The organism is Parvibaculum sp., from assembly GCF_049651025.1.
Classification (GTDB): Bacteria; Pseudomonadota; Alphaproteobacteria; order Parvibaculales; family Parvibaculaceae; genus Parvibaculum.
The window spans coordinates 62,337-84,765 of sequence record NZ_JBASBH010000016.1 but is presented as its reverse complement, the minus strand read 5'-3'; the positions used below and the strand labels follow the sequence as shown (position 1 = coordinate 84,765).

Genomic DNA, 22,429 nt, shown 5'->3' with positions numbered 1-22,429 from the left:
GCCATATACGCGGCCCCCGTTTGCTTGCTCATCCGCTTTCGCGACTTAGTTTGCATTGGCCGTGGCGGCTGCGCTCTTGAATGCAGCGTCCTTGCGCACGCCGTTCAACAGATCGATCGCGTAGAGGAGCTGCTTGTCGTCTTTCTTGTCGGTCGGCACGAAGCTGTCCGAGCCCGCGATTTCCTTGGCGCCTTCTTCGGCGGCCAGATGACCGGGAAGCTCGGCCTCGCCCGTGATGAGCAGGCGCTTCTTCGACTTCGGATCGGTGTTCTGCTCGACCTGGATGTCGGGCTCGATGCCCTTTGCCTGGATCGAATGGCCGGACGGCGTGTAGTAACGCGCCGTGGTCAGGCGCAGCGCGCCGTCGGAGCCGAGCGGAATGATCGTCTGCACGGAGCCCTTGCCGAAAGAACGCGTGCCGAGGATCGTCGCGCGACGATGATCCTGAAGCGCGCCTGCGACGATTTCAGAGGCCGAGGCCGAACCGCCATTGACCATGACGATGACCGGCTTGCCGCCCGTGAGGTCGCCGCCGCGTGCGTTGTAGCGCTGCGTGTCTTCGGGGTGGCGGCCGCGCGTCGAGACGATCTCGCCTTCATTGATGAAGTCGCCGCTGACGGCGATGGCCTGATCGAGAAGGCCGCCGGGATTGTTGCGCAGGTCGAGGATGTAGCCCTTCACGCGCGAAGCGCCGATCTGCTTTTGCAGCGTGTGGATCGCTTCGTCGAGAAGCTCGCCCGTCTGCTCGTTGAAGGTGGTGATGCGGACATAGCCGATGTCGCCTTCGCGATGAAACTTCACCGACTTGATGGTGATGACATCGCGCGTCAGCTTGACGTCGAAGGGCTCGTCGAGGCCTTTGCGCACGACGGAGAGGGTGACGACCGTGTTGACCGGCCCACGCATCTTGTCGACGGCGTCGCTCAGCGTCTGGCCGAGGATCGGCTTGCCGTCGATATGGGTGATGTAGTCGCCGGGGCGCAGACCGGCGCGGCTGGCGGGTGTGTCGTCGATGGGCGTCACGACCTTGACGACGCCGTTTTCCATCGTGACTTCGATGCCGAGGCCGCCGAACTCGCCGCGCGTCTGCACCTGCATGTCGCGGAAGTTTTTCGGGTTCATGTAGCTCGAATGGGGATCGAGCGAGGTCAGCATGCCGTTGATGGCGTTCTCGACCAGCTTGCTGTCATCGGTCGGTTCGACATAGTCGGCGCGGACGCGCTCGAAGACGTCGCCGAAAAGATTGAGCTGACGGTAGGTGTCGTTGTCGGCGGCATGGGCCGTCTCGAAATTTCCCGACTGGAACGTAAACACCGTAAGGGCCGATACCAGGGTTCCGACTGCGAAGCCGGCGAGCACTGACTTGTTCATTTATCCACGAGCCTTCTTGTCACTCATCATCAGCCACGGTCGGGGGTCGATCGGGTCGCTGTCTTTCCGGAATTCAATATAAAGCGAGGGTCGACCGCCTGTCCCGGTATTCCGGTCGGAAGCCGCACTTTCATCTGCGGAAGGTGAATCCATCGTACCGACAGGCTCTCCGGCAAGAATGCCTTGTCCGACGGCTCCGTTAATCTTCGCCATGCCCGCCAGGAGCACATGGTATCCTTCGCCCACCGAGATGATCAAGAGTTGCCCATAGCGCCGAAAAGGTCCTGCAAAGACGATTTTACCATCGAAGGGCGCTATCACCTGCGCGCCGGGGCGCGTGGCGATGGTCATGCCTTGCGTCACTCCGCCGGCGCCGTTGGGCGCTCCAAAGCCGCGCACCAGCATTCCGGTCGCCGGTAAACGGATCAGACCTTTTGCCTGTGAAAAAAGGCGCGATGAAGGCAAAGCCGGCAGGCTGTCGGGCGGCGTCAGCATGGCCATTTCGGTGCCCCGCGCAGGGGCCTGCGCCGTCTGGGTCGGGACGGCGGCGGGAGGCGGCGGCCGGCGGACCGGGCGCGTTGCGGGAAGGCGCGCGGCGGCTTCGCTTTCAAGGCGTCCGATGAGGTCGGTCAGGTCGGTCGCTTCGCGCGAGAGGCGGGTGGCGCGGGCCTCTTCGGTTTCGGCGGCCTGAGCTAGGCGCTGCTGACGGGCGACCTTGTTGGCGAGCAGCTTTTCGAGATTGGCGCGGTCGCGCTCAAGTGAGGTCTTGGCCTGAGCGAGCGTCGTGCGCTCGGCAAGGATGCTTTCGCGCAGGCGCTGGAGTTCCTGAAGGCGGGCGCGTAGTTCGTCGGCCTGGGCGCGCAGTTCCGGCACCGCATCGCCAAGCAGGATCGCGCCGCGGATCGCGCCCAATGCGTCGTCGGGTTTGACGGCGAGTGCGGGCGGCGGGTTGCGGTCGAGGCGGGTGAGGGCGACGAGGAGGTCGGCCATCTTGGCGCGGCGCTGTTCGAGGCGGGCCAGCAGCTCGGTTTCGGCCTGCTTCAATTCGGCGAGGCGGGCTTCGGAGGCCGAGACTTCCGCCTCGCGCGCTTGCACGCTTGCCGCCGTGACGATGAGCTGGCTGCGGACAAGCTCGGCATCTTTTGCGGCGGCTTGCGATTGCGCTTCAAGCGCCTTCTTGCGCTCGACGCTGGTGTCGAGTTCGTGCTTCAGGCTTTCAAGCTTTGAAGGATCGGCGGATTCGGCGCGCGCAGGAATGGTCGGAGCGAGCGCGGCAAGCGTCAGAAGCGCGAGGGCAAGGGCGGTGCGATCAGGCCGGGACACTGGCTGCCTGTTCGGAGCTTGTCCGCTCGGACCCGGCAATGAGCGAGCGGCCTGTCATGGCTTCAGGTTTGGCGAGGCCCATCAGATCGAGAATTGTCGGCGCGATGTCGGCAAGCGTGCCCGAGCGCAGCGTGACGTCAGCACCTGCGCCCATCAGCGTGAAGGGCATTGCCGATTGCGTCGGCCCGCGCCAGATCTCGCCCGTCTCGGGGTCGTTCATCATTTCGCCCTTGCCGAAGGCGCCGGTGATGGCGAGCAGGCCGCCGCGCTTTTCAACCTGGGCGGCGATCTTGCCGAGATATTTGTCGATGGCCTCGGCGGCTTCGACGGTCGTGCGCAGATTGCCGGTGCGGCCGAAGAGAGCGACGTTGGTGAAATTGACGATGAGGAGATCGCGCTCGCCCGCCTTGATGGCGTTGAGCGCTTCGATGGTGAGATCGGCTGCGGCAAGCTCGGGGCGCTTTTCCATTTTGGCGAGCGGCGTTTCGGCAAGGCCGAGCGTTTCGCCTTCATAGATGCGCGCATTGCCGCCGCGCAGAAAGAGCGAGAGATTTTTTTCCGCGATGGTTTCGGTCAGCAGGAGTTGCGTGCGACCGGAGAGCGCCAGAGTCTCGCTCAGCGTCGTGGCGACGGGGCGATGGGCGAAAAGCGGCTCGACCCAGCTCAGGCCGTCGCCTTCAAGCTCGACCAGAGAGACAGTGATGGAGAGCAGCGAGGCGGTTTCCGATTCCAGCAATTCCTGCATCAGCGATGCGCCGATGTCGGGGCTGAGATTGACGAGGAAGACCGCATCGTCGCGCCGGATGCCGCGATAGTTCTGCGAGATGACCGGCGGTATGCGGTCGTCCTGCGTGCCCTTGGCGTAGCACTTGTCGAGATGGGCGGCGGGATATTCCGCGCGCGGCGCGTCGGCCTCTGCAAGCGCCTTCCATGCGGTTTTGACAAGCTCCGCATCGGCGCCTTCGCCGAAGGCATAGGCGCGGCCCATGAGGCTGCCAAGCGTCGCCTGTTCGGCGCCTGCTATGTCGTCCATCAATTCGGCGAGATAGGCGATGCCGCTTTGCGGGCGTGTGTCGATGCCGTCCATGATGCCATGGACCCAGACCTGCACGCCTTCATGGCTCAGCATGGCGGCGAGAATGGCGAGGTGATCCTGATGGCCGGCAACGCCGCCGGGCGAGACCATGCCGATCAGATGGACTGCGCCGCCGAGAGGGCGCACGCGCTGAATGAGTTTTTGCAGGATGGGATTGGCGGCGAGGCTGAGCGGGCCTTCTTCCTGGATCGCACGGTTAACGCGGAGAATGTCCTGCTCGACGGGACGGCCTGCGCCGAGCGTCATATAGCCCGCCTGCATGTTGCCGGGCTTGCCCGCGGCAAGGCCCACGGCTTCGCCCGACGCGGCGAGAACCGTGTGAGGATAGGTTCCTGCAATGCGGTCGTAGATGGGCGTGCGTGCTTGCGCCAGCGCATTCGCCTCACGTTCCGCGCGAATGCCCCAACCGTCCAGAAGTACAAGGACGAGGGGGCTAACGCTGTTCTTGTCGTTCATGGTTTTTGAGACAGCCCAGGCACCGCGTACCAGTCACGCATCGATGACGAAGCTAGTCGATGGCGTGAATCGTGTCCATGAGGGCGGGGGTCGCGAGGCTGCGTTTTGGCGCGTGGCGTCGCAGATAAGACACGGAAAGCGGTTCGCAAATCAGGCGCGATGATAGGGATGACCGGCCAGAATGCTGACGGCGCGGTAAAGTTGTTCGGCAAGCATGACGCGCACCAGCATATGCGGCCAGGTCATGGGACCGAAAGCGATGAGGTGGCGCGCTTCGTTGCGTAAGCCCGGCGATAATCCGTCAGCGCCGCCGATGATGAAAGCGAGATCGGAAACGCCTTCGTCGCGCCAGCGCCCGATGCGCGCGGCGAAAGCCTCGCTGCCTTCGGTGCGCCCTCGCTCGTCAAGGGCGACGAGGAGCGCGCCGCGCGGGACGGCGGCTTTAAGCAGCGTGGCTTCAGCGTTTTTCAGATTTTCGCCTTCGAGACGGCGCTTCTCCTCGACCTCGACAAGCGAGAGCGAGGAGAAGCCGAGGCTTCGTCCCGCGGCGTTGGTGCGCGAGAGATAATCGTCGAGCAGCGTTTTTTCGGGTCCGGCGCGAAGCCTGCCGACGGCGCAGATTTCGATGCGCATGGAGTTCCCCGCTGCCTCGCGCAGATGTCAGCCCGCGAGCTGGTCTGCCGGAATGTCCGCGGCCCACATTTTTTCGAGCCGGTAGAATTCGCGCACTTCGGGACGGAAGACATGGACCACCACGTCGCCCGCATCGATGAGCACCCAGTCGCCCTGCTGCATGCCTTCGACCTGGGCAAGGCCGTAGCCTTCTTCCTTGAGGCGACGCAGCAGATGATCGGCAACGGCGGCGACATGACGGCTCGAGCGACCGCTTGCGACAACCATGTAATCGGCGATGGGCGTCTTGCCTGCGAGGTCGATCGAGATGATGTCCTCGGCCTTGTCGTCGTCGAGGCTTTTCATCACGAGGGCGAGCATGGCCGCCGCTTTCTTGCGCTCGGCAATTTCGCGGATGGCTGACGCCTTTTCACGAGCGGTCTGAACCTTGGGGCTTTTGGGCGCGGCTACGGCCTTGGGCGATTTCGACGCCTTGGGGCTTGCAGCTTTCGCTTTCGGGCTGGCGGTCTTTGCTTTCGGCGCCGCCGCTTTCGGCGTTACCGCTTTTGCTTTGGGCTTCACGGTCTTGGCGGGCGCGCTTTTGGGCGCAGTCTTCGCCTTGGGCGTCACAGCCTTCGCCTTCGCGCCGACAGACTTTGCGGCGGGCGCTTTTGTGGCTTTCGATGCCGTCGCCTTTACCGGCTTTTTTGCCGTGGCTGTGGCGGGCTTCGCCTTTGCGGCTTTGGTCGTTGAAGGTTTCGCCTTCGCTGCGGAGGCCTTTGATGCCTTGGCTTTCGCAGGCTTGGCGGGCGCAGATTTGGCCTTGCGGCCTTTGGGTTCGTTGCTCAGGAACGCACTCCTTTGTTCATACCGAACCGAGCACGCCGCAACCGCGTCCCGGCTGTGCTCAGAATAGAGGTCGGGGCGCGCAAACTCAATGCGCGGGATTTTATCGTTTCAAGACGGCGCTTCATCGGCCATGCCGGGCGCGTATCTCGGTGGATGAGGCAAGATGCTCGGGGCCGTCGAGAAAGACAAGCGCGGGCGGTGCACTCTTTGCGAGGCGGTCGGCCTCGCTTGCCTCAAGCGTCACGGAACGAAGCAGGGCGGCAGCCGGGCAAGTGCGCGCTTTCATGGTGAAGCCGGGGCGCGGATAGACGGCAATCGGAATTTCCTGCGTCAGTTCGCGCCAGTTCGCCCAGCGCGGCAGCTCGATCATGTTGTCGGCGCCCATCAACCAGACGAAGCGGGTGTCGGCATAGCGGGCCTTCAGCGCGCGCACCGTGTCGATGGTGTAGCGCGTGCCAAGTTCGGTCTCGATGGCGGTGACGAGAATGCGCGGATCGCCCGATTTTTCGACGAGGGCGCGCGCGCCTGCCAGCCGCTCATCCAGCGGGGCCATGTCGCGGGTGCTTTTCAACGGGTTCTGCGGCGAGACGAGCCACCAGATGCGGTCGAGCGCGAGCGCCTCGAGCGCCATATGCGTCAGGTGCAGATGGCCTTCATGGGCGGGATTGAAGGAGCCGCCCAGCAGGCCGACCGAAAGGCCCGATGGCGCTTCGCTGCGCTTTTCTGCCATGCGGTTAAGGCCTGATCTGGCCGGAGCCCCGCACGATATATTTGAAGCTTGTGAGTTGCTCGACGCCGACGGGGCCACGCGCATGGAACTTGCCCGTCGCAATGCCGATTTCCGCGCCCATGCCGAACTCGCCGCCATCTGCAAACTGCGTCGAGGCATTGTGCAGCAGGATCGCGCTGTCGAGGTTGTTGAGGAACCTGTCGGCGGTGGCCTGATTGGCGGTCACGATGGCTTCGGTATGGTGCGAGCCGTAGGTCGCGATATGGCGAATGGCTTCATCGACGCCTTTGACGACACCGATGGCGATGATCGCGTCGAGATATTCGGTGCTCCAGTCCGCATCGGTCGCGGGCTTCACGCGCGCATCGACGGCGCGCACGGCATCGTCGCCGCGCACTTCGCAGCCCGCCGCGATGAGATCGTTGACGATGGGCGCCAGATGCGTTGCGGCACAGGCCTCATCGACGAGAAGCGTTTCGGTGGCGCCGCAGACGCCGGTGCGGCGGAGCTTGGAATTCAGCACGATCTCGCGCGCCATTTCGAGGTCGGCATCCTTGTCGATATAGACGTGGCAGAGACCTTCGAGATGGGCGAAGACGGGCACGCGCGCTTCCTGTTGCACGCGGGCGACGAGGCTTTTGCCGCCGCGAGGAACGATGACGTCGATCGAGCCGTCGAGGCCGCTCAGCATTTCGCCGACGGCGGCGCGGTCGGTTGTCGGCACGAGCTGGATTGCATGTTCGGGCAGGTTCGAGGCGAGGAAGCCTTCGATCAGCGATTCATGAATGACGCGGCTCGAATGGGCGCTCTCAGAACCGCCGCGCAGGATCGCCGCATTGCCGGATTTGAGGCACAGGGCGGCGGCGTCCGCCGTCACGTTCGGGCGGCTTTCATAGATGATGCCGATGACGCCGAGCGGTGTGCGAACGCGCTCGATGTGGAGACCGTTGGGGCGGTCCCATTCGGCGATTTTCGTGCCGACGGGATCGGGGAGCGCGGCTATGGCTTCGATGCCTTTGGCCATGGCCTCGACGCGGCTCTCGTCCAGCATCAGGCGGTCGAGCATGGCGCCGGTGATGCCCTTTGCGCGGGCGGCTTCCATGTCTGTCGCATTGGCTTTGAGGATGTCGTCGACATTGGCGCGGATGACCATGGCGGCGCAGAGAAGGCCCGCATCCTTTTGCTTGGTCGGCGTCCGGGCAAGCACCTCTGCCGCAGCGCGGGCGCGGGTGCCCATCGCGGCCATGACGGCTGCAACGCCTCGTTTGTCGGAGGTGATGTCGACGATGCTCACGAAGTCTGCCTTTCAGAACGAAACCGGGCCTGCGCGGACCCGAAGACCCGCAACTTAGCCCAATCGATTATGTGCTTCACAGGCATTTGGGCGATTTGGCGCGCTTTGTCACCCCCCGGCCACGGAATCTCCCGGCTTACCTCCAGCGTGAACCAATCCAAGGGTCTGTGTGTCTTGACCTAAAGGTCTAGTCTGGGGAGTCTGAGCCCGTGCAACCTTGAGGCGATATTTCCTTCCAGAGGTCGCGGCGGCTCGCAGAAATCTGCGTAATTTAGCCGTTTGTCGAGCGGATAGGGCGGGGAATTTCGCTCCATGGTTGTGTCCGGTCTTGTCGACCGGCCGTGATTGCGCGCGACGCCTTATAGCCCGGTCTTGAGGCGCGCCTTAGCTGGGGGATTTTCGATGAATGCTCGCCTGACGTTTCGCAGCCTGCTGACGACCACATCTGTCGCGGCGCTGCTCGTCGCTTCGCATGGGGTCCAGGCGGCGCCGCCTCCCAGCTATTACAATCCCGAATACACGACCGTCGATCAGATCTTCGTCAATTCTGCCGTGCCCTATGTGACGAATGGCGGGACGATCACCAATGCGACCGGCAAGCATGGCATCCATGTCAGCGGCGCGCTGGTCAATGGTTCGGTCGATAATGAAGGCGGCATCAGCGTCAGCGGCGGCAACGCGCTGCGCGGCATGTTTATCGACAATGCCAGCGACATAAGGGGCGATTTCGAGAATGACGGCAGCATTGCCGTCACGGCGCAGGGCGAGGGGCCGGAGCAGAGCGCGCGCTATGCGGCGGGCATGGAAGCTGTCGGCGGAAGCGGGCTGCGCGGCCACATCCGCAATGACGGCTTGATCGATGTGGAGGCGTCTGTCGCCAATGTCGATCACAGCTCCGGCGAAGGCAGCACGTCGCTCGCTGCGCAGGTGGACGCCTATGGCATCCGCCTCGACAATAGCGGCGACGCCGACGGGGCGGGCCGGATCGAGAATTCCGGTTCGATCGATGTTTCCGCGCAAGCGACCGTCGATCAGTCGGCCAGCGAATATTCTTACGGCAATGCCTCTGCCGACGGGATCGGCGATGCGCGCGCCTATGCTGCCGGTATCGACGGCCAGAACCACGGCGCGGTGGGCGGCGATCATCGCGGGCCGCGCATCGCGGCTGAAATTGATCTGTGGGATGATTATTATGCCAGCGGCATCGATGTGTCGGCTGTCGCGCAAAGCTTCACGGGCGTCGAGGCTGCGGTCGTCTGCGAGGAAACGGGCGAGGATTATTGCGAAAGCGGATATGCGCGCACCGATATTTTCGACACGGCAATTGCGCAAGCCTATGGGGCGACCTTCAGCGGCAATGCGGCGGTCATTGATGGTGATGTTTACAGCGGCGCGCCGATTGAGGTTTCCGCACTCGCCGAAACAGTGAGTCTTTCCGATGCGTCGTCGGCGTGGGGCGGTGTGCGCTCCTATGCGGGCTATCACGAATATGATGACGAGGAATATTTCTATTACGACACGAGCCTTGCGGATGCTTGGGCGACGGGCCTCAATCTCGACGTGTTGCAGATCAATGGCGATATAGAAATTTACAACGAGATCGATGTGCTGGCGACGGCGCTGGGCACCTCCACCGCGACGGGAGAGGCGGCGGGACATATTGAATCGGCGGCGACAAATGCGGCTGTCGCTTCGGCACGCGGCATCGCCGTCAATACGCTGCTGGCAGGCGGCGAATTCTTTAACGAAGCCGGTGTTGCGGCGCGGGCCGTGGCGGGGTCTGAAAATAGCGCTACTGCAACCTCCGCCGATGAGAGCGACAGCGGCGCTTACTCCGAGGCGCGGGCGAATGCGGCCGGCATAGAATTCCTGGCGGATGCGCTTGGCGGCGCGTTCGTCAATGATGTTTATGATGAGGAATATTTCGAACTCAACGCGGTGAGCGGCAGCGCCCTCGCGGAGGCGCGCTCAACGGCAAGCTCCGTTGGCGGCGATGACAGCGAGGCCTGGGCATGGGGCGAAGCGATCGCCAGCGGCATCGGCATCAAGGCCGATATCGGATCGATTGCCGGGCATTTCATCAATGAAAGCGAAGTGGTCGGCGATGCCCGTGCGCTGGGCGAACAGATTGCGAGCGCGACGGGCGGCTATGACGTTTCCGCAGGCGCTGGTAGCGACTGGATCGAGGCGTCGGCAAGCGGCATCGAGCTTGAGACGCGCAAGCTTGCGGGCAGCTTCTTCAATGATGGCGACGTGAGGGCAACGGCGCTTGCGTCGGGCTCTTCAAACGCTGCGGCGACCGGCGAGGATGAGGCAAGTGCCGGGGCATGGAATTCGATTTCGGCGAATGCGAGCGGCATTGTCGTCGATGCGCGCGAGGTTCAGGACAGCATTCGCAATCATGGCGACATTCATGCGTCGGCCAATGCGGTGTCGGTGCAAACCGTGTCTGCCGAGACGACGGGCGATGGTGACGGCAATTCCGATGCCTCGGCATCGGCGGGCGGCTTCATGGACGATGGGATTGTCCATGCGCGTGCCGTTGCAACGGGTCTCGACATCACGTCGCACGATGTCGGCGGCAATGTCGTCAATACGGGCGATATTCTGAGCGAGGCGACGGCGTGGGTTTCGTCGGTCGTCAACGCAACATCGGACGCAGATGGCGATGCCATGGCATGGGCGGCGGCGGGCGTTCAGGCGGAAGGCTACGGCATTCGCGCCAGGCTCGGAGATGTCGGCTACGGCTATCTGACCGGATATGACGAGGATTTCGGCAAGGGCAATTTCGTCAATGACGACGATATCGATGTCCGGGTCGAGGCCGGTATCGAACAAAGCTCGATTGCGCAAAGCGAAGACGGCAATGCGATTGCGGTCGCCGTGATGCAGGGCTCTGCGGCATTCGTCTGCTTTGACGATTGCGGCGGCGACAATGCGGTGGCCTATGGCATCGCGGTGGAGAGCGACGAGGGGACGGCCTATCTCAACGGCAGTTTCGTCAATCTCGACGACATCAACGTCACGGCGCTGGCGGAGGCCGAGATGTCGACGCGGGCCATTGTCGATGATGGCGACGACACGCTGGCGCTGGCCGTTGCGGGCGGGGCGCTGTCGAGCTGCGCGGTCGGCATATCGCTCTACGAAGTCGGCGCCGATGGCGGGTTTTACAATGACGATGACATAAGCGTTCAGGCGGCGGCGAATGTGAGGGCGAGTGCCATCGCGGAGTCGGATGACGGCCCGGCCTATGCGCGGCTCGGCTCCGATCTGACCTATAGCTATATGCCGGAAGTTCTGGCGCCCAACGCCGCGATGGCGAGCGCCACGGGCGTGCGTGTCGGCTATAGCGAGTTCGATGATGGGCTGATGAATGCTTCGACGATTTCCGCCCTTGCGCTTGCATCGGCGGAAGCGAGCGCGGAGGCCTATGGCGACGAGATTGGCTCGGCCCATGTCTGGAACGCGGCTGCTGCTGAAGCGACGGGCATGGACCTCGACGCTTCATGGTTCGGCGACGATGTGATCAATCGCGGAAGGATCGCGGCGATTGCGCTTGCCGAAATGGAGACGGAAGCCTTTGCGCATGGCGATGAGGCGGATGCCTATATTGGCAGCCGCATCGATTATGGCTTTCTGGGCGATGGCGGGGATGACGCCCAGTCCCATGCCTCGGCGGTGGGGCTCGCATCCGGCAATTATGACGGCATCACGCTTCTCAATCTTGCCGATGAGGACGGCGAGGAAGCGGGCGAGATCATCGCGCTGGCGGGGACCTATGGCGACAATTACGCAGAAGCGGACGGTCTTCACAATGCTTCAGCCGAAGTCGTCAATGCTCAGTCTGCGGATGCAATCGGCTATGCGGGCGAGACATATGGTGGCGATTATGGCGACCGCATCGTCAATGACGGGCTGATCGTCGCCGGGGCCATGGCGTCGGGCAAGCAGGAGGCGAGAGCGCGCGCCACATCGCGGACCAGCGAGGCAGGCGCGATTGCCACTGATGCTTCATATGCCAGCGCGAAAGGCATCGAGACGGCTGCCTGGGAGGTGACGAACAGGGGGCAGGTTTTTGCGGGCGCACTTGCGCTTTCCGAAGCGGTTGCGAGCGCCGAAGGCGCAGAGGCGCAGGCCGAAGCCACAGCCAGTGCGGAGGCAGGTGCCGTCGGCATCGCGATGGCGGGCATGGGCGATTATTCGAGCTTCTACAATTCGGGCGAGGTGGCGGCCTATGCTGTTGCCCGCGCGCATGCAGAGGCGAGCGTTTCCTATCGCGGCGATGATGAAGGCTTCTGGCGTTATGTCAGTGCCTATGCGCAGGCTGACGCCATCGGCGTCGATCTGGTGGAAGACGGATATGTCTCCGACTTTCACAATGACGAAGACGGCGTGATCGCCGCCATTGCCGATGCGGAAGCGACGATTGGCGCTGCAGAGTTCGGTTACAGCCATGCGCGCGCTATGGGCGTCCATGTCGCGCATGCGCAAGTCGATGCGATCAGAAACGACGGGACGATCAGTGCGCAGGCGACGGCGGGCGATCATGCCTTTGCAATCGGCGTGCATGTCGATGGCGGCCAGCCGACGGATGGCGGATCGCTCGTCAATACCGGAACGATTGTGGCGGAGGCGACCGGCGGCAGCGCCTTCGCAACAGGCATTCTCGTTTCCAATAGCGGCTGGCTCGACACGATCGACAATAGCGGCAGCATCGTTGCGCGCATTGAGGATACGAGCGAGTTCGAGCTTTTCGAAGTCATGGGATCGTCCGCTGCCGCTATCGACATTCAGGAAGCGGGGCGGTCGATCACCATCGGCCAGCTCGACGGGAGCATTCTCGGCGACATTCTGATGAGCAACGAGAATGGCGACACGATCAACTGGAGCGGCGGCACCATCACCGGCGATATCTACGGCAATAGTGGGACGGGTGGCGACGCGCTGAACGTGTTTGCCGGACTGGGCGATGCGTTTGCCTATAGCGGCACGATAGACGGGCTTGCCAATCTTGCGATCAATGGCGGTGAATATAGGCAGAAGGTCGGGCTCTATCTCACCAACACGGTGCGCAACACTGACAATCTATATGTCGGCGAGAATGCGACGCTTCGCATCGGCAAGGCTGCCAGCGTGTCGGTCGATGCGCTCAATCTCGATAGGGCGGCGGTGCTTGCCTTCGACCTCGCCCATGACAGCGTGAGCGGCGTCATCAATACGACGAGCGCCGATCTCAATGGCGCGACGGTCAAGGCGGTCTTCGTCGATCCGTGGGAGCCGTCGTCGCAGGTCTATCGCGTCATCAACTGGGATGGCAGCGACACGCGCTTCGGCTCGGTCGTCTCAAGCTCTCTGCTTGAGCGCGTTGTCGCGCAATATGGCGATGACGGCGTTGATCTTCTCGTGTCGCGGCTTGGCTTCACGGAAATCACGGGCTTGCGTCCCGATGCGAATTCGCTCGCCAATGCGCTCGACCGGATTTTCCAGGGCGTCGATCCCGATTCCGAACTCGGCCGGGCGATCTTCGATCTCATCCATCTGACGAGCGAAGAATATGAGGCGGCGCTGAACGACATTGCCGGTGAACAGACGGGTGACGTTCAGTCCCTGACCTTCGGTCAGGCGGGATCGCTGATCCATGTCATCCAGACGCAGCTCAGCGAAATTCGCGGCGGGCAGATGGCGTCCTCGGGCCTCAACTCGCTCGGCATCCGCGTTGCATCGAACCAGGTCATGGCCTCCATGTCGGATGCGCCGCAGCAAGGCTTTGGCAATGCCACATCGCTTGGCGGCGAATGGTCGGCATGGGCGCGCGTGTTCGGCGATTGGGCGGACCTGAAACGCAGCAGCGTTGCCGAAGGCTTCAAGTCGACCTCGGGCGGCGTTGTTGCGGGTGCGGATTATCGCTTCAGCACGGGTTTCGTCGCGGGTCTTGCGGCGGGCTATCAGAATGCGGATCTCGATTTCCGCAGCCGCGGCAAGGGCGACATCTCGTCCTGGAGCGTGACGGCCTATGGCGACTACCGGATCGGTGCTGCCTATATCGATGCGCTGGTCGGCTATTCGAAGCAGTCCTACGATCTCGACCGTTATATGAATGTGCTGGGTGTCGGCTACACGGCCAATGCCGATTATGACGGCTCGTCGATCATCGGCAGCATCGAGACGGGCTATGAGCTTGCGCTCGATCGCAGCACGAAGCTCACGCCTTTTGCAGGCGTCAACTTCACCAACACAAAGGCGGATGCGGTGACGGAAACGGGTGCGGGCATCTGGAACCTCGCCTATGAGGATCGCAGCGCCAATGCCATCGATTCCGTGCTCGGCGCGCGGCTGTCGCGGACATTCGTCACCGAAGGCGGCACGCGCTTCACGCCGACGATTGAGCTTGGCTGGAAGCACGGCTTTGGCGATACGAGCCCGACGGCCAATGCAGCGCTTGCGGGCACGCCGGGGAGCAACTTCCAGATCTTCGGCTCCACGGTCTCACGCGATACGGCGATTGCCGGTGCGGCGCTTGCCGTGCAGATGACCGACGCCGTCGATGCCTATGTTCAATATAACGGCCAGTTCAGCAGCAACTATTCCGACAATACGGCGTCGCTGCGCCTGCGCCTGAAGTTCTGAGGGGCGACTTGGGGAGTGATGGTTATGGCTGAGGTGGATAGGTGGCTGGGTAAATTTGGGTCAGAGAAGGGGCGGCGAGTAATACTCGCTGCCCTTGTCTTGGCGGGCATGCTTGCGCTCACAGTTGGCGTGTTGTTTTTACCGGACTAACTGATACGCAGGCTGCCGTCATTGCGAGTTCGGATAAGAGGCGTCTCAGCTTTTCAGAACGAGATCGTCGCGATGGATCATTTCAGCGCGGCCTGAAAAGCCGAGCAGGGTTTCGATCTCGCTTGAATTGTGACCCTTGAGGCGGGCGGCGTCATCGCTTGAATAGGTGACGAGGCCGCGGGCGATTTCATGGCCCTGCGCATCGCGCACGGCAACCGCGTCGCCGCGCTCGAAGCTGCCTTCAACGCCCGTGACGCCAGCGGGCAGCAGGCTGCGGCCCTGACCGAGTGCGCGCACCGCGCCGTCATCGATGATGAGGGTGCCGAGCGTTTTCAGGCCACCGGAAATCCAGCGCTTGCGAGCCGCGACGGGCGTGTGGCGCGCGGTGAACCATGTGCAGCGCGCGCCCTCTTCCAATGCGCGCAGCGGATGCAATGTGCGGCCATTGCCGATGGCCATGTGGCAGCCGGATTCAACGGCGATTTTTGCAGCCGAGATTTTCGTCTTCATGCCGCCGCGGCTCATCTCGCTGGCGGCGTCGCCCGCCATGGCTTCGATCTCGGGCGTGATCTCGGCGACTTCGGCAATATGCGTCGCGCCCGGTTGCGAGGGCGGGGCGGTGTAGAGGCCGTCAATGTCGGAGAGGAGCACGAGGCAGTCGGCGGAAATCATGCTGGCGACGCGGGCGGCGAGGCGGTCATTGTCGCCATAGCGGATTTCGCTGGTCGCTACCGTATCGTTTTCATTGATGACGGGAACGGCGCCGAATTTCAGCAGCGTGTTGAGCGTCGAGCGCGCATTGAGATAGCGGCGGCGCTCTTCGGTGTCGTCGAGCGTCAGCAGAATTTGCGCGCAGCTTCGACCGTGAGTGCTGAGGATTTCCTGAAAGGCTTGCGCAAGGCTGATCTGGCCGACGGCGGCGGCGGCCTGACTTTCCTCAAGCTTCAGTTTTCCGGCCGGAAGCTTCAGCGCGCGGCGGCCAAGCGCGATGGCGCCTGACGAGACGATCAGCATTTCCTGACCGCGTGCGCGCATGGCCGCCACGTCTTCGACGAAGGCTTGCAGCCAGGGACGGTTGAGCTTGCCGGTTTGCGCATCTGTGAGCAGGGCAGAGCCGATCTTGACGACGACGCGCTGCGCGTTTGCGAGACGTGCAATCGTCATGGACGCCATCCCTCTTCTTCTTCAGGTTCGGCCGCCGCTTTTTTCTCTGCGGCATTGGCGGCGTTGATGGCATCGGCGACGAGATGCAGGATCGTATCGACGCCTTCATGCGAGACGCCGGAGATGAGATAGATCTTTTTCTTCTTGCCGGCGGCCTTGGCGAGCGCCTTGCGCTTTTCCTCGCGCTCTTCCTCGCTCAGCGCATCGACCTTGTTCAGGCAGAGAATTTCGGGCTTGTCTTCAAGGCCCGCGCCATAGGCTGAAAGCTCGCCGCGCACGATGCGATAGGCTTCGCCGACATCGTCCTGTGTGCCGTCGATGAGATGGATCAGCGTGCGGCAACGCTCGACATGGCCAAGGAAGCGGTCGCCAAGCCCCAGGCCTTCGCTTGCGCCTTCAATGAGGCCGGGAATGTCGGCCAGCACGAAGGTGCGCGTGCCGACAGAAACGACGCCGAGGCCGGGGGCGAGCGTGGTGAAGGGATAGTCGGCGATCTTGGGCTTTGCGGCGCTGGTGGCGGCGAGAAACGTGCTCTTGCCTGCATTGGGCAGGCCGACGAGCCCTGCATCAGCGATCAGCTTCAGGCGAAGCCAGATCCATCTTTCTTCGCCTTCCTGGCCGGGATTGGCGCGGCGGGGGGCGCGATTGGTCGAGGTCTTGAAATGGGCATTGCCGAAGCCGCCATTGCCGCCTTTCAGCAGGACGACGCGCTGGCCGACCTCGGTGAGATCGGCGATGAGGGTTTCCTCGTCCTCGTCGATGACCTGCGTGCCGACCGGCACTTTCAGCACTGCGTCTTCGCCGTTGAAGCCGTGGCGGTTGCGGCCCATGCCGTGCATGCCCGTCTTGCCCTTGTAGTGCTGCTGATAGCGGTAATCGATCAGCGTGTTCAGGCCTTCGACGCATTCGATGACAACATCGCCGCCCCTGCCGCCGTCGCCGCCGTCAGGGCCGCCGAATTCGCGGAATTTCTCGCGCAAAAAGCTGACCGAGCCGGCGCCACCGTCGCCGGCTCGGATGTAGATTTTCGCCTGATCGAGAAATTTCATTTTCTGCTTTCTAATGCCGCTTTTGCTGCGGCGTCGCGCTTCAGCACCATTCTAAGCGCATGCACCTTCTCGTGCCGCGCCTCGCTCCAGAGCTGCGTCTCGGCAATATAGCGGAAGCCGAGCTTCGTGAGCACGCTGCCCGACGCATGATTTTCAACGAGGTGGCCAGCCGTCAGCCTGTCGACCGGGCTTTTCTCGAAGGCATGGCGCACCAGGGCGCGGCCCGCTTCGGTTGCAAAGCCGCGGTTCCAGTATGGCTCGCCGATCCAATAGCCCATTTCGTAAGCCTGCTCGGGCGTTGCATTGTCGTCGGCATCGGCATCGAGGCCGACGCAGCCGACAAGCTCTCCCTGATGCTCGATGGCAAAGGGGAAAGCCTTGCCTTCGGCGCGGGCGCGCTCGTGGCTTGCGATCCATTGTTCCGCAAGACCGTCGCCATAGGGATAGGCCACGCGAGCCAGCATGCGCGCCACTTTCCAGTTGCCGACAAGCGCACGCACACGCGGGGCGTCGTCGAAGTTGAAATGCCGCAGGACCAGCCTTTCAGTCGTCAGGCGGTCCGTCTTGATCACGTTTTGCATCGGGGACTCCTTGGCCCCGAGAGAAAACAAAAAGGGAGATGGCGACCCATCTCCCTCTCGTATTCGGATGGCCGCCACCTTGCGAGGTGGCGGTGCCTCGCGTTCTTAGTCCGCCGCTGCGGCCGGCATGTCAGCCAGCGTCACCGATACATAGGTGCGGCCGTTTTTCTTCGCGCGGAAGGAAACGACGCCCTCGGCTTTCGCGAAAATCGTGTGATCCGTGCCCATGCCGACATTGTCGCCCGGGTGCACTTTCGTGCCGCGTTGACGGATGATGATGTTGCCGATTTCGACGGCCTGGCCGCCAAACTTCTTCACGCCAAGACGACGGCCTGCGCTGTCGCGTCCGTTACGGGAAGAGCCGCCTGCTTTTTTATGTGCCATTTGTCTCTACTCCTCGAACGGGTCAGGCGGCTGCGATGTTGACGATCTTCAGCAGCATAAGATCCTGCCGATGGCCGTTCTTGCGGCGGTAGTTCTGACGACGCTTCTTTTTGAAGATGATCAGCTTGGGGCCGCGGGTCATTTCGACCACTTCGGCTGTAACGCTGGCGCCTGCAACCAGAGGAGCGCCGACCTGAACGTCTGCACCCGTGCCGAGCATCAGAACGTCGAGTTCGATCTTGTCGCCGGCCTTCGCGTCAACGCGCTCGACTTCGAGCACGTCGTCTTTTGCGACCCTGTATTGCTTGCCGCCGGTCCGGATGACTGCGAACATCTGAGATACCACCATGAAACGATAAAGGGCCCGCGCGCCGCGAAAGCCGCAGCACAGGCCGGATTGGCGCGCAATATACAGGGGGAGGACGTGCTGTCAAGGCAGAGAAGCCTTGCAAACCGGGCTCTTTCAGGCGTTTTGCGGGCCTTTGAAGGACCGCCAGAGGCAGACTCCCAGGAAATAGAGGGAGACCACCAGAAAGGCCCAGTAGGCGGTGGGCATGGTATCGGCCGGAGTCTCACCCGGTTTGCTGCCCAGAACCAGAACCACGGTGAGTGCAGCCCAGGCCCCGGTCATGGCCAGCGTGGCCCCGCGCATGGCCTTCACCCGGAAGGGATGAACGAATTTCATCGGCACGAAGGTGAGGATGCCAAGGCCCGCGATGACAACGAGGTTCGCCCAGGGGTCGCTCGAAATCACATAAAAATAGAGGACGACGAGGTTCCAGACGGCCGGGAAGCCCTGGAAGTAGTTGTCCTCGGTCTTCATGTCGCGATTGCCGAAGCAATAAAGCGAGGTCGTCATGATGAAGGCGGCGGCGGGGATGGCAAAGCCGTCCGGCACCAGCCCGAAGCGATAGACGAGAAGCGCCGGAATGACCGTGTAATTGAGATAGTCGATGACGAGGTCGAGGACGGCTCCGTCCATGCTGGGCGCATATTCCGTGACGCGGACCTTGCGCGCCATGGGCCCGTCGAAGCCGTCGATCAGAAGCGCTGCGCCGAGCCAGAGGAGGGCGAGGCGGAAGTCGCCTGCAATCAGCGCCGAAATCGCCAGAAGGCCCGTCACCACGCCGCTTGCGGTGAAGGCGTGAACGGCCCAGGCGGCGAGGACGCGGCCCTTCAGACGGGTCAGCGAATCGGGCGCGGGAAGACGAGTTTTTGCTTCGCTCATGGGCACACTCTAGCAGGATGGCGCGCTTATGAGCAGGGGAGGTGTGCAAAAGCCCCATTTGCGGCGAACAAGCCTTGTGCCGGGGCAAGGGCTCGGTCTACATTCCGCGCCGCTTCATAGACCGCCGGGGAGACCCGGCTGGCATCTCGCGGAGAGGTGGCAGAGTGGTTGAATGCACCGCACTCGAAATGCGGCATGCCTGCAAGGGCATCGGGGGTTCGAATCCCTCCCTCTCCGCCATTTAAGTCGCCGATCACCGCATCGTCACAGCGAACCACCGATTCTACGCTGTAGCTCGATCTCTCTTGACCCAGCGCGATAATGGCCGTTTCGATCCAAAACAGACCTGCCGATCGGCGCGATCCGTCGAGCGAGTTGCGTGATCAAGCAGGAACGTAAGTCAACCTGATCACGGTCTCGCCGATCAAATCGCTGGCCACAAGGCGGAGCGGCGGCCGGGGGCCGGCGAAGAATGGCTTGCCACGACCAAGTACGACGGGGTGGAAGTAGAGTCGATACTCATCGATAAGGCCGAGGTCGGTCAGGCTTCGAGCCAGGTCTGGTCCAGAAACTGCAATCTCCCCGACGAGCCGAGCCTTCAGGCCACGTATCACCGCCTCGACGTCATCCTCGACAAGTGTGGTGTTGGGGCCGACTGACTTCAACGAGCGCGATACGACCCATTTCGGTTGGCGCCGCCACGCTGCCGCGAACTCGTGTTGCTCCGGGGTCCATTCAGGATGGTCTTCGTCCCAATAGCGCATGATCTCGTACATGCGGCGACCGTACATGCTGCCGGTCAGGTCGCGGACATGCTCCGTCCAGTGACGAAAGAGTGCGGGATCCGGCGCAAATTCCTGATAATCGACATAGCCGTCCAGGGACTGATTCATTCCAAAGACGATCTTTGCCATGCTGCCAGATCTCCGATCCATATTCTTAGAATACTTTAATTCGCTGTGGCGCAGAAGCGAAGCCGGGCACAAACTGCGCGGGTTGCGTCGCGCGTGCCGTGGCTCACGGCCTTTGTAGCCGTGTGTGCTTAGCTGCTAATTGGCTGTCCGCCCTGACGCAAGCCGTTTGTCTCACGATGCTCGATACGGTTGTCACTCATCGTTTCCGGCTCGCCTGCATAGACGGTGGGGGCTCAGATGGCCCGGGCGCTCAGTACAAGGATTGCAAGGGTCGCACGCATTGGCCTGTCTCCACTTTTCTTCATGGTTTCATGATGCCTGCAGAATATGGCGAAAACGTGCAGGATTGGCGAGTAGAGCCTGATCGGATGGCAATGATCGTGCATTAGGCCATAAGGAGACACGTGTGCAGGCTTTCGCGGTTGACGAAGCGCAGCAGCATAACCTTAGATCAGCTTTGCGGCTCCCGTGTGAGGAGCGTTTGGGGGAGTTTCTGATGCGGATGTTGCGGTTGATCATGTGCGCCATCGCGTTTGTGTGGGCGGGGTCGGCGATGGCCGGCGATCCGTTTGATGAGGCGCGTTATTATATCGGCACGAGGAATAATGAAGCGGCACTGCAGCGGATCGATAGCGGTCAGTTCGATATCAATATGCAGACTGACGAAGGTTATACCTTGCTGCAATATGCTGCGGGCGAGGGCAATCTGGCGATGGTCAATGCGCTTCTGGATCGTGGCGCCGACCCTCACATCAGGAATAGCCTTGGTCAGACGGCTTATGATCGAGCGATTGGCACGATGGTCATGGCGCGGCTGAGGACCGCCACGGCGGGCACTTCCGCGCCTGCGGCAAGGTCGCGTTCGACGGCAGCGGGCGATGGTGACTTCGACAAGGTTCGATATGCAATCGGTGCACGGAGAGACGCCGACGCCATTGCAGAGCTCGATAAGGGCATAGACATCAACATGCAGAATGCCGAGGGCTATACGCTCCTCCAGTTTGCGGCGGGCGACGGCAATCTGGCGATGGTGCGCGAGTTGATACGCCGTGGTGGCGATGTCAACATCAAGAACAGTCTTGGCCTGACGGCGCTCGACAGGGCCATTGGCACGATGGTAGCGGCCGAACTGAAAAAGGCGGGCGGAAAATATGGCAAGGAGCCGCCGGCAAAGCCCGTGCCCATGACGCCGAACAGCACGACCGGCAAGGCGAACACGACGTCACCCGCTGCCAAGTCGAAATATGCCGATATGTGCGCCTCGCGCCACTATTCCTCGTCCGCGCTTTGCAGCGACAGCACCTGCAAGATGCGCGAATATCGCAAGTGGCAGACCTGCCTGAAGACGGGCAGCTACTACTGAGGCACAGGCGGGCGGATTACAGATATTCCGCCCGCAACTCCTCGGCCGTTTTGGGCGACAGCATTGCCGGGGGAACATCGAACACAGTCTTTGCGCCGTATTGTTCAGCCATGTGCATGCGATGCACGGCGCGAGCGTAAGTCACGAGAACGCTGGCCGTGAATTCGGGATTGCTGCCCAGCTTGAGGCTGTATTCGATCACCTGCGCGTTGGTGGGCGAGGTATTGCCGCTGCGGATGACAAAGCCGCCATGCGTCATCGCCTGATGGTCGCGGGCAAGTTCATCAGCGCTGATGAAATTCACTTCCGTGTCGTATTCGTCGAAATAATGCGGCATGGAGACAATGGCGTTTCGCACTTGCTCGGCGTCGGCACCCTCCTGCAACACGACAAAGCATTCGCGCCTGTGTTTCTCGCGTGTCGAGAGTGTCGGTCGCGATGCGCTGCGCACGCGGTCCATGGCTTCCTGTATGGGGCGCGTATATTGCACCGCGCCTGCGACGCCTGGCACGCGCCGTAGGGCATCGGAATGGCCCTGGCTTAGCCCGTCGCCCCAGAATGTATATGTGACGCCATCGGGCAGCAGGGCCTCGCTGATCACGCGGTTGATCGAGAAGACGCCCGGGTCCCAGCCTGTCGAGACCAGCGCCGTTTTGCGATTGGCGCGGGCGGGCGCATCAACGGCGGCGAAATATTCAGGGATGCGGGCGTGGGTGTCGAAGCTGTCTACCGTGTTGAACAGCGCGGCGAGTTCAGGGCCCTGTCGGGGTAGGTCTTCCTTGGAGCCGCCGCAGAGGATCAATACGTCGATCCGGTCGGTGTGGGTGGGCAGCGCGTCCATGCCGAAGACGGGGGTGCCGGCTTCCAGAGGCGTGAGCTGGTCGGGGGCGCGGCGTGTGTAGATTCCGACAAGTCGCATGTCAGGGTTCTTGCCGATGGCTGCTTCGACGCCTCGCCCAAGGTTTCCATGGCCGGCGATGGCGATCCGAATGTGTTCAGCCATAGTGATAGCCCCTCGTTGCTTGCTCAAAAAGATATCCCGTGCCCGGTCCGGGGCTGCGAAAGGCTGAGAGATACCAAATCTCGCTGTCAGATCAAGAATACCCTGCGGGCGCCAGGAGCGACCGCGAGGATCAAATGCTGAACCTTGCATCTCGCGCGCTTACGCTACGTCACCTTGCAAATGGCGAGGTAAAATCAATCCTCGCCATTGACGGGCGCGGCTTCCTCTTCGACAA

General features: G+C 62.3%; 18 protein-coding genes and 1 tRNA gene. 4 read left to right on the top strand and 15 right to left on the bottom strand.

Features of this window, described 5'->3' with window-relative positions; translation table 11 throughout:
* Positions 1-45: 45 nt before the first annotated feature.
* The 5 genes from WA943_RS01770 to rsfS all read right to left on the bottom strand — a co-directional run bounded on the left by WA943_RS01770 (position 46) and on the right by rsfS (position 5,275).
* On the bottom strand, positions 46-1,371 hold the full coding sequence (locus tag WA943_RS01770) for a S41 family peptidase (RefSeq protein WP_424468094.1): 1,326 nt from the start codon (positions 1,369-1,371) through the stop codon (positions 46-48).
* A complete protein-coding gene (locus WA943_RS01765; protein WP_424468092.1) occupies positions 1,372-2,694 on the bottom strand; it encodes a murein hydrolase activator EnvC family protein in 1,323 nt (440 codons plus the stop codon). It abuts the gene before it with no gap.
* Entirely contained in the window at positions 2,681-4,246 is a 1,566-nt protein-coding gene (gene gpmI / locus WA943_RS01760; protein ID WP_424468090.1) for a 2,3-bisphosphoglycerate-independent phosphoglycerate mutase, read from the bottom strand. The genes WA943_RS01765 and gpmI overlap by 14 nt, the downstream gene beginning before the upstream one ends.
* 150 nt (positions 4,247-4,396) lie before the next feature.
* A complete protein-coding gene (gene rlmH, locus WA943_RS01755; protein ID WP_424468088.1) occupies positions 4,397-4,879 on the bottom strand; it encodes a 23S rRNA (pseudouridine(1915)-N(3))-methyltransferase RlmH in 483 nt (160 codons plus the stop codon).
* A gap of 27 nt (positions 4,880-4,906) precedes the next feature.
* Positions 4,907-5,275, bottom strand: a complete 369-nt coding sequence (gene rsfS / locus WA943_RS01750) for a ribosome silencing factor (RefSeq protein ID WP_424468150.1) — start codon at positions 5,273-5,275, stop codon at positions 4,907-4,909.
* A 202-nt stretch (positions 5,276-5,477) separates the two neighbouring features.
* Here rsfS and WA943_RS01745 point away from each other — a divergent pair, with 202 nt between their 5' ends.
* On the top strand, positions 5,478-5,774 hold the full coding sequence (locus tag WA943_RS01745) for a hypothetical protein (RefSeq protein WP_424468086.1): 297 nt from the start codon (positions 5,478-5,480) through the stop codon (positions 5,772-5,774).
* 54 nt (positions 5,775-5,828) lie between these two features.
* On the opposite strand, the gene WA943_RS01740 is transcribed toward WA943_RS01745, so the two are convergent.
* Both WA943_RS01740 and WA943_RS01735 read right to left on the bottom strand, forming a co-directional pair.
* Positions 5,829-6,437 (bottom strand): nicotinate-nucleotide adenylyltransferase, encoded by a 609-nt coding sequence (locus tag WA943_RS01740; protein ID WP_424468084.1) that lies wholly within the window; start codon positions 6,435-6,437, stop codon positions 5,829-5,831.
* Positions 6,438-6,441: 4 nt separating this feature from the next.
* Positions 6,442-7,683 (bottom strand): glutamate-5-semialdehyde dehydrogenase, encoded by a 1,242-nt coding sequence (locus WA943_RS01735; protein ID WP_424468149.1) that lies wholly within the window; start codon positions 7,681-7,683, stop codon positions 6,442-6,444.
* 450 nt (positions 7,684-8,133) lie between these two features.
* On the opposite strand from WA943_RS01735, the gene WA943_RS01730 reads away from it, so the two are divergent.
* On the top strand, positions 8,134-14,358 hold the full coding sequence (locus tag WA943_RS01730) for an autotransporter domain-containing protein (protein WP_424468082.1): 6,225 nt from the start codon (positions 8,134-8,136) through the stop codon (positions 14,356-14,358).
* 195 nt (positions 14,359-14,553) lie between these two features.
* On the opposite strand, the gene proB is transcribed toward WA943_RS01730, so the two are convergent.
* The 6 genes from proB to WA943_RS01700 all read right to left on the bottom strand — a co-directional run bounded on the left by proB (position 14,554) and on the right by WA943_RS01700 (position 18,914).
* On the bottom strand, positions 14,554-15,672 hold the full coding sequence (gene proB / locus WA943_RS01725; protein ID WP_424468080.1) for a glutamate 5-kinase: 1,119 nt from the start codon (positions 15,670-15,672) through the stop codon (positions 14,554-14,556).
* Positions 15,669-16,721, bottom strand: a complete 1,053-nt coding sequence (gene obgE / locus WA943_RS01720) for a GTPase ObgE (RefSeq protein WP_424468078.1) — start codon at positions 16,719-16,721, stop codon at positions 15,669-15,671. The genes proB and obgE overlap by 4 nt, the downstream gene beginning before the upstream one ends.
* Positions 16,718-17,302 (bottom strand): GNAT family N-acetyltransferase, encoded by a 585-nt coding sequence (locus WA943_RS01715; protein ID WP_424468076.1) that lies wholly within the window; start codon positions 17,300-17,302, stop codon positions 16,718-16,720. Before WA943_RS01715 ends, obgE begins: the two co-directional genes overlap by 4 nt.
* A 105-nt stretch (positions 17,303-17,407) precedes the next feature.
* Entirely contained in the window at positions 17,408-17,686 is a 279-nt protein-coding gene (gene rpmA, locus WA943_RS01710; protein ID WP_424468074.1) for a 50S ribosomal protein L27, read from the bottom strand.
* Between the two features lie 22 nt (positions 17,687-17,708).
* Positions 17,709-18,020 carry a 50S ribosomal protein L21 gene (gene rplU / locus WA943_RS01705; RefSeq protein WP_424468072.1) on the bottom strand — a complete coding sequence of 104 codons (312 nt, stop codon included), beginning with the start codon at positions 18,018-18,020 and terminating at the stop codon, positions 17,709-17,711.
* Between the two features lie 129 nt (positions 18,021-18,149).
* A complete protein-coding gene (locus tag WA943_RS01700; protein WP_424468070.1) occupies positions 18,150-18,914 on the bottom strand; it encodes a CDP-alcohol phosphatidyltransferase family protein in 765 nt (254 codons plus the stop codon).
* 150 nt (positions 18,915-19,064) lie between these two features.
* Between WA943_RS01700 and WA943_RS01695 the strand changes: the two genes are divergently transcribed.
* A tRNA-Ser gene (locus WA943_RS01695) sits at positions 19,065-19,154 on the top strand.
* A 143-nt stretch (positions 19,155-19,297) separates the two neighbouring features.
* On the opposite strand, the gene WA943_RS01690 is transcribed toward WA943_RS01695, so the two are convergent.
* Positions 19,298-19,828, bottom strand: a complete 531-nt coding sequence (locus WA943_RS01690; protein WP_424468068.1) for a dihydrofolate reductase family protein — start codon at positions 19,826-19,828, stop codon at positions 19,298-19,300.
* A 553-nt stretch (positions 19,829-20,381) separates the two neighbouring features.
* On the opposite strand from WA943_RS01690, the gene WA943_RS01685 reads away from it, so the two are divergent.
* The gene (locus WA943_RS01685) at positions 20,382-21,191 is read left to right on the top strand and encodes an ankyrin repeat domain-containing protein (protein WP_424468066.1); all 810 of its coding nucleotides are present in this window, start codon (positions 20,382-20,384) and stop codon (positions 21,189-21,191) included.
* 16 nt (positions 21,192-21,207) lie between these two features.
* Here the strand turns inward: WA943_RS01685 and WA943_RS01680 are convergent, their stop codons facing one another.
* The gene (locus WA943_RS01680; protein ID WP_424468064.1) at positions 21,208-22,194 is read right to left on the bottom strand and encodes a diaminopimelate dehydrogenase; all 987 of its coding nucleotides are present in this window, start codon (positions 22,192-22,194) and stop codon (positions 21,208-21,210) included.
* Between the last annotated feature and the right edge of the window lie 235 nt (positions 22,195-22,429).

Excerpts from the sequence above, each read along its gene's own strand:
- WA943_RS01770 (WP_424468094.1), bottom strand. The coding sequence starts at position 1,371 with ATGAACAAGTCAGTGCTCGCCGGCTTCGCAGTCGGAACCCTGGTATCG.
- gpmI (WP_424468090.1), bottom strand. The coding sequence starts at position 4,246 with ATGAACGACAAGAACAGCGTTAGCCCCCTCGTCCTTGTACTTCTGGAC.
- rlmH (WP_424468088.1), bottom strand. The coding sequence starts at position 4,879 with ATGCGCATCGAAATCTGCGCCGTCGGCAGGCTTCGCGCCGGACCCGAA.
- WA943_RS01740 (WP_424468084.1), bottom strand. The coding sequence starts at position 6,437 with ATGGCAGAAAAGCGCAGCGAAGCGCCATCGGGCCTTTCGGTCGGCCTG.
- WA943_RS01735 (WP_424468149.1), bottom strand. The coding sequence starts at position 7,683 with ATGGCCGCGATGGGCACCCGCGCCCGCGCTGCGGCAGAGGTGCTTGCC.
- WA943_RS01730 (WP_424468082.1), top strand. The coding sequence starts at position 8,134 with ATGAATGCTCGCCTGACGTTTCGCAGCCTGCTGACGACCACATCTGTC.
- proB (WP_424468080.1), bottom strand. The coding sequence starts at position 15,672 with ATGACGATTGCACGTCTCGCAAACGCGCAGCGCGTCGTCGTCAAGATC.
- obgE (WP_424468078.1), bottom strand. The coding sequence starts at position 16,721 with ATGAAATTTCTCGATCAGGCGAAAATCTACATCCGAGCCGGCGACGGT.
- WA943_RS01715 (WP_424468076.1), bottom strand. The coding sequence starts at position 17,302 with ATGCAAAACGTGATCAAGACGGACCGCCTGACGACTGAAAGGCTGGTC.
- rpmA (WP_424468074.1), bottom strand. The coding sequence starts at position 17,686 with ATGGCACATAAAAAAGCAGGCGGCTCTTCCCGTAACGGACGCGACAGC.
- rplU (WP_424468072.1), bottom strand. The coding sequence starts at position 18,020 with ATGTTCGCAGTCATCCGGACCGGCGGCAAGCAATACAGGGTCGCAAAA.
- WA943_RS01700 (WP_424468070.1), bottom strand. The coding sequence starts at position 18,914 with ATGAGCGAAGCAAAAACTCGTCTTCCCGCGCCCGATTCGCTGACCCGT.
- WA943_RS01690 (WP_424468068.1), bottom strand. The coding sequence starts at position 19,828 with ATGGCAAAGATCGTCTTTGGAATGAATCAGTCCCTGGACGGCTATGTC.
- WA943_RS01685 (WP_424468066.1), top strand. The coding sequence starts at position 20,382 with ATGGCCGGCGATCCGTTTGATGAGGCGCGTTATTATATCGGCACGAGG.
- WA943_RS01680 (WP_424468064.1), bottom strand. The coding sequence starts at position 22,194 with ATGGCTGAACACATTCGGATCGCCATCGCCGGCCATGGAAACCTTGGG.